At 37.8% G+C, this 12,826-nt stretch carries 11 protein-coding genes, 1 tRNA gene and 2 pseudogenes; 11 read left to right on the forward strand and 3 right to left on the reverse strand.

Annotation, left to right across the window (positions count from 1 at the left end):
- From WG932_RS29990 to WG932_RS30015, 6 genes and pseudogenes are all read left to right on the forward strand, one after another.
- Entirely contained in the window at nt 1-1,101 is a 1,101-nt protein-coding gene (locus WG932_RS29990) for a glycosyltransferase (RefSeq protein WP_483086339.1), read from the forward strand.
- Nucleotides 1,098-1,880 carry a TatD family hydrolase gene (locus WG932_RS29995; RefSeq protein ID WP_483086340.1) on the forward strand — a complete coding sequence of 261 codons (783 nt, stop codon included), beginning with the start codon at nt 1,098-1,100 and terminating at the stop codon, nt 1,878-1,880. Before WG932_RS29990 ends, WG932_RS29995 begins: the two co-directional genes overlap by 4 nt.
- A pseudogene (locus WG932_RS30000) lies at nt 1,870-2,945 on the forward strand (asparaginase). Before WG932_RS29995 ends, WG932_RS30000 begins: the two are co-directional and overlap by 11 nt.
- 160 nt (nt 2,946-3,105) lie before the next feature.
- Nucleotides 3,106-3,192 (forward strand) — tRNA-Ser (locus WG932_RS30005).
- A 938-nt stretch (nt 3,193-4,130) separates the two neighbouring features.
- On the forward strand, nt 4,131-4,553 hold the full coding sequence (locus WG932_RS30010; protein ID WP_014021349.1) for an energy transducer TonB: 423 nt from the start codon (nt 4,131-4,133) through the stop codon (nt 4,551-4,553).
- Nucleotides 4,554-4,982: 429 nt separating this feature from the next.
- The gene (locus WG932_RS30015) at nt 4,983-5,192 is read left to right on the forward strand and encodes a hypothetical protein (protein WP_483086341.1); all 210 of its coding nucleotides are present in this window, start codon (nt 4,983-4,985) and stop codon (nt 5,190-5,192) included.
- Nucleotides 5,193-5,603: 411 nt separating this feature from the next.
- Here WG932_RS30015 and WG932_RS30020 read toward each other — a convergent pair whose 3' ends face one another.
- From WG932_RS30020 to WG932_RS30030, 3 genes are all read right to left on the reverse strand, one after another.
- A complete protein-coding gene (locus WG932_RS30020) occupies nt 5,604-6,776 on the reverse strand; it encodes a PQQ-dependent sugar dehydrogenase (RefSeq protein WP_483086342.1) in 1,173 nt (390 codons plus the stop codon).
- 239 nt (nt 6,777-7,015) lie between these two features.
- On the reverse strand, nt 7,016-7,468 hold the full coding sequence (locus WG932_RS30025; RefSeq protein ID WP_483088750.1) for a methyltransferase domain-containing protein: 453 nt from the start codon (nt 7,466-7,468) through the stop codon (nt 7,016-7,018).
- A gap of 157 nt (nt 7,469-7,625) precedes the next feature.
- Nucleotides 7,626-7,925, reverse strand: coding sequence for a hypothetical protein (locus WG932_RS30030; protein ID WP_483086343.1), 300 nt, complete (start codon nt 7,923-7,925; stop codon nt 7,626-7,628).
- Between the two features lie 845 nt (nt 7,926-8,770).
- On the opposite strand from WG932_RS30030, the gene WG932_RS30035 reads away from it, so the two are divergent.
- From WG932_RS30035 to WG932_RS30055, 5 genes and pseudogenes are all read left to right on the forward strand, one after another.
- Entirely contained in the window at nt 8,771-9,586 is an 816-nt protein-coding gene (locus WG932_RS30035) for a MotA/TolQ/ExbB proton channel family protein (RefSeq protein ID WP_014021353.1), read from the forward strand.
- 59 nt (nt 9,587-9,645) lie between these two features.
- On the forward strand, nt 9,646-9,975 hold the full coding sequence (locus tag WG932_RS30040; protein ID WP_014021354.1) for a hypothetical protein: 330 nt from the start codon (nt 9,646-9,648) through the stop codon (nt 9,973-9,975).
- Nucleotide 9,976: 1 nt separating this feature from the next.
- A complete protein-coding gene (locus WG932_RS30045; RefSeq protein WP_014021355.1) occupies nt 9,977-10,615 on the forward strand; it encodes an ExbD/TolR family protein in 639 nt (212 codons plus the stop codon).
- A gap of 1 nt (nt 10,616) precedes the next feature.
- On the forward strand, nt 10,617-11,078 hold the full coding sequence (locus tag WG932_RS30050; RefSeq protein WP_014021356.1) for an ExbD/TolR family protein: 462 nt from the start codon (nt 10,617-10,619) through the stop codon (nt 11,076-11,078).
- 284 nt (nt 11,079-11,362) lie between these two features.
- Nucleotides 11,363-12,782 (forward strand): annotated as a pseudogene (locus WG932_RS30055) (MBL fold metallo-hydrolase).
- Nucleotides 12,783-12,826 lie beyond the last annotated feature (44 nt).

Below are 12,826 nucleotides of genomic sequence, written 5' to 3' on the forward strand. Positions count from 1 at the left end.
ATGATTGGTCTGGTAGCACTTGTTTTGGTGATTTTAGTTTCCCTTCTTTATGCTACCTTATGTGTTTTGATTCGGTTTAATTTTAAGCAATACGCATTTGAATCATCCACTTTGCCGGCCATCGCCATTCTGTTGCCTTGTAGGAATGAAGCCGAAAATTTGCCTAAATGCCTACAAGCACTTGAAGCAATTGATTATCCCGCTGATAAAGTCAGGTTTTTAGTAGCAGATGATCACAGTGAGGATAAAACCCTCAATATTTTACAGGCTTGGGTAAATAAGGCGGCTAATCGCACTTTGGTACCTTTAATCAAACGACCTGAAAAAGGGGAAAATGGTAAAGCCAAGGCCTTGGCTGAAATGGCAAAGCAGGTCACATCCGGTCTAATGATCTTTACAGACGCCGACTGCGTAGTTCCTGCCAGTTGGTGTATGGCATTGGCTAAAGTTTATAGGGAGGAATATGGGCTTGTGACCGGAATCACAACAGTGGGAGGTAGCAGCTTGTTTGCACGAATGCAGGCATTGGATTGGTGGCTTACCTTAGGAAAGGTAAAAGTGGTTTCTGATATTGGCTATTCCCTTACTGCAATGGGTAATAATATGGTTATGGGAAGAGCTGCTTATCAGCATTCAGGAGGTTTTGGAAGGGTAATAAAGGATGTGACGGAGGATTTGGCCATGTCCATTGCTTTGTATAATCAGGGGTACCGTCCTATTCATCTAGTCAATAAGGAGTCTTTGGTGAGAACCAAGCCTGAAAAAACGGTAAGGAACTTACTCCAGCAAAGAAAACGTTGGATGCGGGGTGCATTCCTTTTGCCGCTGGTTTGGCAATTGTTATTAGGTCTCCAAGTGGCATTCTATGCCGGCTTACTGGTAAGTTTGTATTTTATACCTTGGTGGACTGTGATTTTTTGGCTGATTAAAATTATCTTTCAATCCATATTTATTCACACATTTGCCGGTAAAACAATGACCAGAGTCAGTTTTTTTGATTTAATTTACTTTGAAATATACAATTGGTGGGTTAGTTGGGCAACAGTAATTTTCTACTTTTACCCTATTGAACTAACCTGGAAAAACCGAGAATACACATGAAATTTATTGAAACTCACGCACATATATACAGTAAGAAATTTAGTGAAGATGTCACTGCTGTGGTAGAAAGATCCATAGAAGCAGGAATAGATAAGATTTTTATGCCCAATATTGACCTAGATTCAATTGAGGGTATGCTTTCCCTTGAACAAAAGTTTCCCGGCCATTGTTATCCCATGCTGGGATTGCATCCTTGTGATGTAGACAAAGGTTTTGAAAAGACTCTTACCGAGATGAAAAAATGGTGGGACAAGCATACCTTTTACGGGGTGGGTGAAACAGGAATTGACCTCTACTGGGACAAGACTTATCTTGAGGAACAAAAAACTGCCTTGAAAATCCAGGTAGATTGGGCTAAAGAAAAGCAATTGCCCTTGATTTTACATTGTAGGGAATCCCTGGGTGAAACCATTGAATTACTAGCGCCTTTAGTGGATAAACGCTTGACAGGTATTTTCCATTGCTTTTCCGGAACCTTAGCTCAGGCCAAACAAATCATTGAGATGGGGTTTTATTTAGGAATAGGGGGAACTCTCACCTATAAAAACAGTGGGGTAGGCGCAGTGATAAAAGATATTGGTCCGCAACACCTTGTGTTGGAGACTGACAGTCCTTACCTTGCGCCAGTGCCTTTTAGGGGTAAGAGAAATTCACCGGAATACATTCCATATATCGCAGAAAAAATGGCAGAATTTACCGGATTTAGTATTGCAGAGGTTTCAGAAATAACCAACAGGAACGCATTAAAAGTTTTCAAATTGTTGCCTGATGAATTATAAAATAGTACGCCTTAATACAGCGGCACAAAAAGAGATTGAACATTCGGTATTGATCATCTATACCGGAGGTACATTGGGGATGGCTTATGACGATGATGGGGCCTTGGTACCATTTAATTTTGGAAAAATACTTGAAAAGATACCCAACCTCAATAACCTGAATATCAGTATTACGGTGATTTCTTTTCCGGAACCCATTGATTCTTCCAATATCAATTTGCAGCATTGGGGCGACATGGCTTATATTATTTTTGAAAACTATGATACATATGATGGATTTGTAGTGCTTCATGGAACTGATACCATGGCTTATAGCGCTTCTATGTTAAGCTTTATGCTGAAAGGGCTGAATAAACCGGTGATATTTACCGGGGCACAGTTGCCAATCAGTGCAATGCGATCAGATGCCCGGGAAAACCTAATGACCTCCTTGGAAATTGCAATATCTAAGGCCAATGGAAAGCCGATAGTGCCCGAGGTGTGTATTTTTTCAACCATTTGCTATTGCGTGGCAACCGTGCCAAAAAAGTACAAAGTGTTCACTTTGATGCTTTTGAGTCAGAAAATTATCCACCCTTGGCAGAATCAGGTATTGTCATTGATTACAACTATTCAGCCATTCGACCCTATGAAGAGGGAAAGAAGCTAAGGTATGTCAACAAGCTGGATAAAAGTGTTATGGTGCTCAAACTATTTCCCGGCATCACTCAGCAAGTGATCCATCACAGTTTAAGTATGGAGGGCCTTAAGGGGGTAGTTTTAGAAACTTACGGTTCAGGAAACAGTCCTAGTGAAAGTTGGTTTATCAAAGAAATGGAAGAAGCTGTAGACCGAGGGATTTTGATATTGAACGTTTCTCAATGCAATGGAGGACGAGTAATTCAAGGGAGGTATCAGACCAGTATGGACTTGAAAAGGGTAGGGGTACTGAGTGGTGCAGACATCACTACAGAGGCAGCAATCACCAAAATGATGTTTCTATTGGCCAATGAACCGGATGAAACAGAGATCAAAAGACGGATGATGATGCCCTTGGCCGGAGAAATGTCAGTTTTAAATCAATAGGGTTTGTTTTTGCAATGGGTTGATCTTCAGTTTTATATCAGTTACAGCCTTTTTTTGGGATAAGATTAGTTGTTTTTTTCCAGAATAAAGCTTCAAATTATTTGCAAGAACTGATTTTTATATTTTTCTTTGTCGGCTCAAAGAAACGAACTATTTCCACAGAGAGGTGTCCGAGTGGTTTAAGGAGCACGCTTGGAAAGCGTGTATACTAGCAATGGTATCGAGGGTTCGAATCCCTTCCTCTCTTCATAGAAAACCCTAACTATCTGATATATTGATAGTTAGGGTTTTTGTTTTTGTGAAGGGGGCGAATTTAATGGAGCGGTGTGTCCGAAAATGACAAACTTTGGGATTGGGAATAGTAGAATAATTTGAAAATCATCTGTATTTCATTGAAAAAGTTTATATAAAAGAGAAGTAAATTACAGAAGACAGTTATACAGAACTATAGTCGTTAATGAAACTGGAGAGGATGTCTGGTTCGATGACTTTATGGTGATAAGTACCACTTCACCCATTATGCAGGAGACCCATGGAGCCTGTCCTGAGGAACTCAGGGACCCTGGGGATTGGAGTTGACCGGGATGGGTTTCAGTATGGGGGATAAAAGCGAATAAGTACAAATCCCTGGGCTGGGTGTAGAATCCTCTACACCCTTTTATTCCTGACTTACTTTGAAGTCGAAATTTTTTATATGCCATTTGAAATCCCCTCTTTATGTAAACAAATGGACAAAATTTTGAATACCGTTTGACTGAAATTGGAGACTCCATCCATAACGATACGCTCTGCCAGCATTTATTTGTAATTCTATCAAGGATAAACTATTTTTAGTTATGGAGAGGCTTACCAAAAAAGAGATCAGGAAATCGAGCGTGACGAAATCGTCAAGTCAATGGATGGTTATGGTGACGAGATTCCACCCCAATAAACCAGGGCAAGTTCTGACCATTAAAAACAATTTTAAACAAATGAAATTATGCTGGATGAGAAGATTTGATAACCTTGGATCATTGGTAATTCCGTCCAATTCCAATTGCAAATTGGAAAGGATAGAAGGGTGTTTTGCCAACTACTACACTTAGTCTGGCTGTAAAAGTAATTAGTACTTCTTATTTTATTTGATTTCGAGAAATTTGATCCACCTTATTTAATAATTTTGGTAACAATACTATAAGCTATAATATGGATTTTAAAATAGTAATAATAATTACAATTTACCTGTTGGTAGTCGAGAAGTTATCAGGTCAAATAATAGACACTACCTCTGTAGTGTATAGCAATATTGATCATGTTTTTGATTCTGAGGGTATATATTTGACTGCTGATAAAATGCCGGAATTTAATGAGGGAAATGAGGAGGTATATTCATTTGTTCAAGAAAATATGGGCCGTACCTACTTAAATAGGGAGGAAAAAAGCAGGTCATTTATAAGTTTTATTATTGATAAAAATGGGTGTGTGAAAGATGTTCAGGTTGTTAAAGGAAAAGATGAAAGGTTAAATAGATCAATTGTCAGAGTGGTGGAAAGAATGCCCAGTTGGAAACCTGGTGAAATAGCTGGCGAAAAAGTTGAAGTAAGACTTACTTTTCCTTTTAAGTATTGAACCAAGGATTAGAAATGAGGTCATGTAAATCCCCGGCTGTTTGTAGAATCCTCAACACCCTTTTATTCCTAACTTACTTTGAAGTCGAAACCTTTTATATGCCATTTGCAATGGCTTCTGAAAGTCCTCCTTATCCAAGTAAACAAATATGGACAAAATTTTGAAACCCCATCCAAATCAACGACACTTTATTCAGTTACCTCCATTAAGCGTAGTTTCAAACTACCCCCAGTCCAAATCTATAATTTGGATGTATTAATAAGATGGAAAACACTTCTGTTTTTGCGTCAGATTGTTAATTTAATTCTACACACTGAGGCCAAACTTTAAACGTTAGCTCATATGAATTAATTTATAACCGGACCTGTCTTTAGGGTAAGTATGGCATGATTATTTCTACACAGAAAGTATCACTAAACGACTATTAAAATGAAATTTATAACCAAGGCAGTAGGTGCAGCTCTAGTAGGGTTCGCTGTGAAAAAAGTAATTGATTCCATAGAAAATGGCACCGCTCAAAAGTCAGTTTTAGATCGCTTCGGTAGACCTTTGCGAGATGCTCATATTGGCTTTAACAATACAGCATTCAAACTCGGGATAATCTCTGGAAGAAAAAAGCAGAATGGAATAAGAATGTAGTGGAGAGGTACAATGCTGTCAGAGCAGTTCCTAATACAAATCCAATACCCGCAAATGGTGCTGGCAATCAAAGCGATATTTCTGCCCCTCCTGTACAGGGAGAGGTTCACTCTAAGCCTAAAGCTTCTCAAACGAGAATACCACCAAAGAATATGTAAACCTAAGGGGTAGTTTTTAAGCTTTATCCCTCTTTTACTGGTCTCAGTTTAGCGCTGCATAACTCAGACCTAAAATGATGAAAGTTAACCAAAGCTCAGGGAATGAAAGGGATAATAAACCCTATCCATACATTAGTCTTGTAATAAATTACTAACTATATCCATACACCACAAAAAACCGGTGCCTTACAGTAATCGCTTTAAATAAAAGGTGCCCGACAATTTTGCCGGGCACCTTTTTGTTTGTCCTTAATTACTCCAATCCAAACTTATAAATTTTGTCATCAAAACCACAAATATAGATTTCTTGGTTTTGGTCTACTCCGAAGGAGGAAATAGGAAAATCGGCTTTGAACAATTCAGTATTTACAGGGTTTTCAGTATCACTGAAATCCAGGCTCCAAATTCTACCTGACACATAATCAGCATAAATGTAAAGTCCCTGAAGCTGCGGTAGGGCCTCGCCATGATAGACAAATCCACCGGTGATGGAAATGTCTCCTTCATCCCGATCATATTCCCAAATTGGCAATTCAAGGTTTTCTTGGTTACATTCATCGGCTTTGAAGCAATGAAAGCCTTCCATGGTATTCCAACCGTAATTCCCACCGTTTTTAACGATGTCAATTTCTTCATAGCTGTTTTGACCTACATCTGCCACCCACAACTGATCAGTGGCAGTATCAAAACTAAACCTCCAAGGGTTTCGCATGCCATAAGCATAGATCTCTTCCTTAAAGCCTTCGGTATTTCCGGCAAATGGATTGTCATCCGGAATGGAATAAGGCATAGCTCCATTTTCTTGGTCCACATCAATTCTAAGAATATTTCCTAATAAGGTACTACGGTTTTGGCCATGTCCATGTGGATCTCCACTTTTTCCACCATCACCAACTCCTATATATAAGTAGTAATCCGGGCCAAAAGCTATTTGTCCTCCATTATGGTTGCCATATGGTTGTTCATATTCCAACAATACCAATTCACTGTTTGGATCGGCCTCATCAGGGTTCGTGGAGGAAAGGTTGAATCTTGAAATTACTGAACGATCCGGATTGGATGCCGTGTAGTTTACGTAGAAATAACCGTTGCTTTCAAAATTGGGATGAAATGCCAAGCCTAATAGACCTTCTTCATTGTCTGAATCTTCTACTCGGTCTTCAATGGCTAAAAACGTTGCTTTGGTCGAAGTTTTTTGCTCATTTTTAAAAACAGAAATGACGCCTCGCTGCTCCACTACATAAAGTTTGTTTGACTTGTCTCCTGCATGCTGGAAATCAACGGGTCTGGTAAACGATAATTCCGGGAAAGCCGCAACAAGGGCCAAGTTTTGTTCGATACCGGTAGTTTTTTCTTCTGTCTCCTTGGTGCAAGCCGTACTGGCAAACAAGGCAATGACGAGAAAAATTTTCAGTTGTTTTTTCATAATTGATAGTTGTATGGTTTGGTTAAAGTAAGCTTGATTTCTATTAGGATTGATGATTTAACTTAATTTTTCTGGAACGGCATAGGACCATTCGCTAACGTAGAAAGCAATTTAAGGTTTTTTCTTGGCAAAATTGATTTGATCAGGCAAGAGTAAGCTTATAGCTTATTTCAAGTTGATATGGAATCAAACATTTCAAATTTTGGGAAGACATAGAATTGATTGAGTGGATGTTCTATTTATTGAGCTTTCTTCTTATAATAAAAACAAGCTTGGTCACCTATTTTCAATTTATTGTATTGTAGTGCTTTATTCCGAAACTCGGTCAGTTCTTGTCTACTGAATTCTTGGTGGATGTCGGTGCCAACCAAAGGTTTTCCTTTTTTGTACAAAGCTGTTCCCCAAAATTGACTGTCCATGCTATCAAAAGTGGTATTGAAAAGTTCAAGTCCAAACCTCTCCCCTAAAATTTCCATTGATTTGGTGTTGGGGATAAATAAATGCCTTGGTGCATCCAGCTGAAACCAATAAGTATGTTCTTCTTTCCAAACTTGGGCATCGGTGACAGGCACTCTGATCAATACTTGCCCTTCCGGGTTTAAGATGGTCACAAGTTTTTTAAAGACCTCAACAGGACTGGGTAGATGTTCAAAAGAATGGTGAAACATTACCAGATCAAATTTCTGATCAATTTCAAAAAGTCCTTTTTATATATAGAAAAATTTTTTGAAGAAAAAGCTGCTTTTACAAAAGGATCATATCCATTGAGCTGCTTAAAACCCGAGTAAGCCATTTCAGCTAATAGTTGTCCATTTCCGCATCCGATATCAGCAATTTTACTTTTTGGATTTAGGGAAAGTGGAGAGAGCCAATCATAGTAAACCGGAGAATGAAAAGAGAGCCCCTGCAAAATGCTTTATACCTTAGTTTTTTGAGAAGTGCCAAAAGGGCATTGCTACGGTTGAAAGGACCAAAGGAATAATAATTAGAGGGGTAGTATTTGCCAAGGTCTGCAGGAATGTCGATTAAAAAGAGTGCTTGACAAGATTCACATTCTATATAATTAAAAATATCTCCTGTATCATACATTCGTTCTTGGGCAACAATGTCTTTGAATTCCGAGCCTTGGCAAATTTCACATTCTTTCATATAGGTGTTTACAGGATTCGATGAATCAACAAAATTAAGTTAAATATGGGCCACTACAAAGTCCAGAAATAAGGGGTATAGAAGTTAAATTTTTTAATTGATAGAGGATGTATTTTGAGCCTTGCCTAAAAAGGTGATTAAGCATCAGTTTTGTCTTCGATTATTAACTGATTTTCGAATTAACTTGAATGAATCTTTATTATAAGGAGTGGAATGCAAAGCCATTAATCATAAAAGAAGCTACTTTATTATAAATTGGAAGAAAAAACAGCTGTGACCCAGTTTGTGGATATCGGGACTTAGCGTTGAAGAGGATTAATGGAGTTTAATTAAATATCAGGAGGAATTGGTCTAAAATTATATGTGGAATTCAAGGAGGAAACATATTAATATAGGAAACTGAATTACCTGAAAGTTCGAGATTAATTCGAGTCGGGGTAGGCATTATTCTTAACATTTCGCAGAAAGTCCTTGGGTTTTTGCAAAGAATAATAAGCTTAAATGTTTGATATTTAGTCGGATAGGCTTATATTAATAAGAGATTTATTTGCGTATTAACTTTTAAATAATTAGTTTTATATAAGTAAAGGCTTTGCTTCATATACTAGATGAAGGATTTGGCGTTTATGAAAGTGAGTAATTTTTTTCTTATATTGCAAATTAGAGAACAGTAGGAATTTCAAGGGCTTAGCCCCTGTCAAATGAATATTACTTGAGGATTTGCAACAAATTCTCAGAAATTATAATGGAATCATTTGCAATTTGAGCCGAAAAAATTATAACTTTAAAAATCAATTTAAAATTAGAAACCGTTCAACCTTTAAATGTCTATTAAAAACTACACTATGAAAAAGTTAATCGCTTTGTTCATGCTTTTCGGAATTTTATTTGCTCCGATGATCACAAAAGCACAAGAAGAAACAGAAACAGAATCAGAAGCTGATACTACTGAAGAGGCCGCACCGGTAGAAGCTGCTCCGGCCCCAGCTCCAGTTATGACTGATGATGACATCGTTGCTGAAGAGCAATCTTTTCATCAAGTTATAAAAGACAAGTTTATTGAGGGTGATCCTACCTTTATGACTCCGGTATTATTGTGTTTGATCTTAGGCTTAGCTGTAGCTTTGGAGAGAATCGTTACCTTAAACCTTTCTACGACTAACACCAAGAAATTGTTGGCTAAAGTAGAGAATGCGTTAGATGAAGGCGGAATTGAAGCCGCAAAAGATGTAACAAAAGGAACTAGAGGTCCTGTAGCATCTATCTTCACGCAAGGTCTAATGAGATACTCTGAGGGTATTGAAATGGTAGAAAAATCTATCATAGCTTATGGATCTGTAGAAATGGGACGTTTGGAAAAAGGTCTTGTTTGGATATCTCTATTCATATCTTTGGCTCCAATGTTAGGTTTCATGGGTACTGTAATTGGTATGATTGGTGCCTTTGATTCAATTGAAGCTGCCGGTGATATTTCTCCATCTCTTGTTGCAGGTGGTATTAAAATTGCCCTTTTGACCACAGTTGCAGGTTTGATCGTTGCGATTATCCTACAGTTGTTTTACAACTATTGTGTGGCTAAAATTGATTCTATCGTAAATGATATGGAAGATGCTTCCATCAGTTTAGTAGACATTTTGGTTAAGCATAAATTGACTAGATAATTCTAGTCAATTTAATGTTTTTCAATAAAATGATTATTCACTTATATATTTAAGATAAAATGGATACTACTGATATATTCTTATATGCAGGGTACTTACTAGTTGTTATCGGCTCGATACTAGCTTTAATTATGCCATTGATCAGTTCCTTAGGAGATCCTAAGAGCCTTTTAAAAACACTCGTAGGAGTTGTTATAATTGCTGCTGTATTTGGAATAGCTTACTCTAGCGCTAGTGGTGACGTAGCTGCAAAATATATGGCTGACCCATTCAATATTACTCCTGAAGGAGCTAAAATGGTCGGTGGTGTATTGATAACAGTCTATGCCCTGTTTTTACTTGCAATTGTTGGGATTGTAATTACAGAAATTAATAAAATAATTAAATAATATGGCTAGCAAGAGAGGTAGAATGGCTCAGGAGGTAAATGCAGGATCGATGGCAGACATCGCCTTCTTGCTCCTTATCTTCTTTCTCGTGACCACAACCATTGCTTCGGATAAAGGAATTATGAACATCCTTCCTCCCAAGCAAGATCCTAATCAACCCCCACCAGAGGTTGAATTAAACGAAAGGAATATTTTTAATATTCTTATCAATGCAAACGATGATCTCTTGATCGAAGGGGAGTTTAGAAATGATTTAAATGGTCTTTCTGACGAAATCAAACGATTTATTCTGAATTTCGGAAATCCTGATGAAGATGCTATCGCCTTGTTCAATAGTTTGCCTCCTTCCTTGAAAGGATTGGCAGATCAAAGCCCTGAATCTTCAGATCATCCAATGTCAGGTGGCGCGGTAATCTCTATCAAAACCAATAGAGGTACCAGCTATGAGACCTACTTGGAGGTTTTGGATTTAGTAAAACAGGCCTACTTCGAAATTTATGGAGAGCGTGTAGGGCTTACAGGAGAAGAGTATAGAACCCTGTCAGGTCAGACTCCTGCTGAAAAGGAATTGATGGACAGAGGAAAAGAGAATATTCCTATGGCCATTTCCATTGCTGAACCTGATAAAACCGGAAGCTGATATGTCAAAGTTTAAAAAGAAAACCAAAGCGGATACCAATATTCCAACTTCGGCATTGCCTGATATTATCTTTATGTTGTTGTTTTTCTTTATGGTAACAACAGTATTAAGGGAACAAACAATATTGGTTGAGCAAAAGATCCCACAGGCAACACAGTTGCAGAAGATTCAAAAGAAAACTTTGATATCATATCTGTACATTGGAAAGCCTAAAAACACTTCATTATACGGTTCTGAGCCTAGGCTCCAAGCCAATGATGTGTTGATCAATACTTCAGACCTTGTCCTTTGGGTAAACCAACAAAAAGATGCGCTTTCTGAAGCTGAAAGAGACCAAATTTGGATTTCTCTTAAAGCCGATAGAGACGTTAAAATGGGACCAATTAGTGACATTCAATTTGAACTAAGAGAAGCTGATGCTAGGAAACTTATGTATGCTTCTGTAGGTAAAGTTGAAAACTAAGTATAGGATTTTATAAGTTATTTTGAAAGCTGTTTCTATGGAAACAGCTTTTTTTTCTCTATTTTTTTTCATCAAACCTTGGATTCGTTTTTCTCCAAGCCCCCTGACTACCAAGTTTGCAGATTTATTCTGTAAATTTCAACCAATGTATTTTTCTTTTGAACGGTTTAGCCTCTTCTATTTGTTCTGATTCCGTCATAGAACTACTTGTGTGACTAATGTCATATTGGAATATAGATTTCCCTTGTAGTTTTATGCTATCATTAATTGAATTGAAATCTACTATGAAAATAGAACAAATTTATACAGGTTGTTTAGCTCAAGGAGCTTATTATTTAGAGTCCAATGGGGAAGCAGCAATCATTGACCCATTGAGAGAAGTTCAACCCTATATTGATAAAGCTGAACAAAATGGTGCCAAAATTAAATATATATTTGAAACCCACTTTCATGCAGACTTTGTTAGCGGACATATGGATCTGGCCAAAAAAACCAAAGCTTCTATAGTATTTGGTCCTACCGAAATGGAGTTGGGTTTTGATGCCATAGTTGCTCAGGACAACCAAGAATTTATCCTTGGTAAAAGTAAAATTAAAGTACTGCATACTCCGGGACATACCATGGAAAGTGCTGTGTTTCTATTGATCAATGAGGAAGGAAATCCTGAAGCTTTATTTACAGGTGATACCTTATTTATAGGGGATGTTGGAAGGCCTGACCTTGCACAAAAAGTGGTTAAAGACTTAACGCAAGAAAAATTAGCCGGGCACTTGTATGATTCCCTAAGGAATAAAATAATGCCACTACCTGATGATTTGATTATCTATCCGGCACATGGTGCAGGCAGTGCTTGTGGTAAAAATATGAGTAAGGACACTAGTGATACCCTAGGCAATCAAAAGAAAACAAATTATGCTTTGCAGGAAATGAGCAAAGAGGAATTTGTTGAAAAAGTATTGGATGGGCTTACACCTCCCCGGCGTATTTCCCTCAGAATGTGATGATGAACATTCAAGGTTATGACAGTATTGATGATGTTTTGGAACGTGGTCAAGAAGCTCTTGATCCAAATGATTTTGAATACTTAGCCAATCAAACAGGAGCAATAATTCTTGATACAAGAGATCCTGAGGTTTTTGCTAAAGGGTTCGTGCCTAATGCAATAAACATTGGGATCGATGGAAGTTTTGCTGTATGGGTAGGTACGCTAATTCCGGATGTGAAGCAAGAGCTTTTGATTGTAGCAGATGAAGGTAGGGAAGAAGAGGTCATTACCAGATTGGCCAGGGTAGGTTATGATCATGCTTTGGGATTTCTTAAAGGAGGAATGAATTCTTGGGGAAAAGCAGGGAAAGAAATAGATAACATTCCTTCAATTAATGTCGATGAGTTTAGAAAGTTGTCTGAAAGTTCTCCCGAAAATATTGTCTTAGATGTTCGAAAAGCAAGTGAACACTTTAGTGAGCATGTAATAGGTTCTGTAAATGCTCCCTTGGATTATATCAATGATAGCATGAAGACCATAGATAAAGATAAGACCTATATGGTACACTGCGCAGGAGGCTATCGTTCCATGATTTTCTGCTCCGTTCTTAGGGCTAGAGGTTATGACAATTTAATCAATATAAAGGGGGATTTGCAGCCATTAAATCATCCGAAAAATTCCCTGTCAGTGATTATGCTTGTCCAACAACCATGTTATAAACTGACAGGATTTTGTAACCAATAAACTAGGGCGCGCTAAGTGG

Source organism: Cyclobacterium sp. SOCE241 (assembly GCF_056867545.1).

Excerpts from the sequence above, each read along its gene's own strand:
- WG932_RS30040 (WP_014021354.1), top strand. The coding sequence starts at position 9,646 with ATGGATACTACTGATATATTCTTATATGCAGGGTACTTACTAGTTGTT.
- WG932_RS30010 (WP_014021349.1), top strand. The coding sequence starts at position 4,131 with ATGGATTTTAAAATAGTAATAATAATTACAATTTACCTGTTGGTAGTC.
- WG932_RS29995 (WP_483086340.1), top strand. The coding sequence starts at position 1,098 with ATGAAATTTATTGAAACTCACGCACATATATACAGTAAGAAATTTAGT.
- WG932_RS30015 (WP_483086341.1), top strand. The coding sequence starts at position 4,983 with ATGAAATTTATAACCAAGGCAGTAGGTGCAGCTCTAGTAGGGTTCGCT.
- WG932_RS30045 (WP_014021355.1), top strand. The coding sequence starts at position 9,977 with ATGGCTAGCAAGAGAGGTAGAATGGCTCAGGAGGTAAATGCAGGATCG.
- WG932_RS30020 (WP_483086342.1), bottom strand. The coding sequence starts at position 6,776 with ATGAAAAAACAACTGAAAATTTTTCTCGTCATTGCCTTGTTTGCCAGT.
- WG932_RS29990 (WP_483086339.1), top strand. The coding sequence starts at position 1 with ATGATTGGTCTGGTAGCACTTGTTTTGGTGATTTTAGTTTCCCTTCTT.
- WG932_RS30035 (WP_014021353.1), top strand. The coding sequence starts at position 8,771 with ATGAAAAAGTTAATCGCTTTGTTCATGCTTTTCGGAATTTTATTTGCT.
- WG932_RS30030 (WP_483086343.1), bottom strand. The coding sequence starts at position 7,925 with ATGAAAGAATGTGAAATTTGCCAAGGCTCGGAATTCAAAGACATTGTT.
- WG932_RS30050 (WP_014021356.1), top strand. The coding sequence starts at position 10,617 with ATGTCAAAGTTTAAAAAGAAAACCAAAGCGGATACCAATATTCCAACT.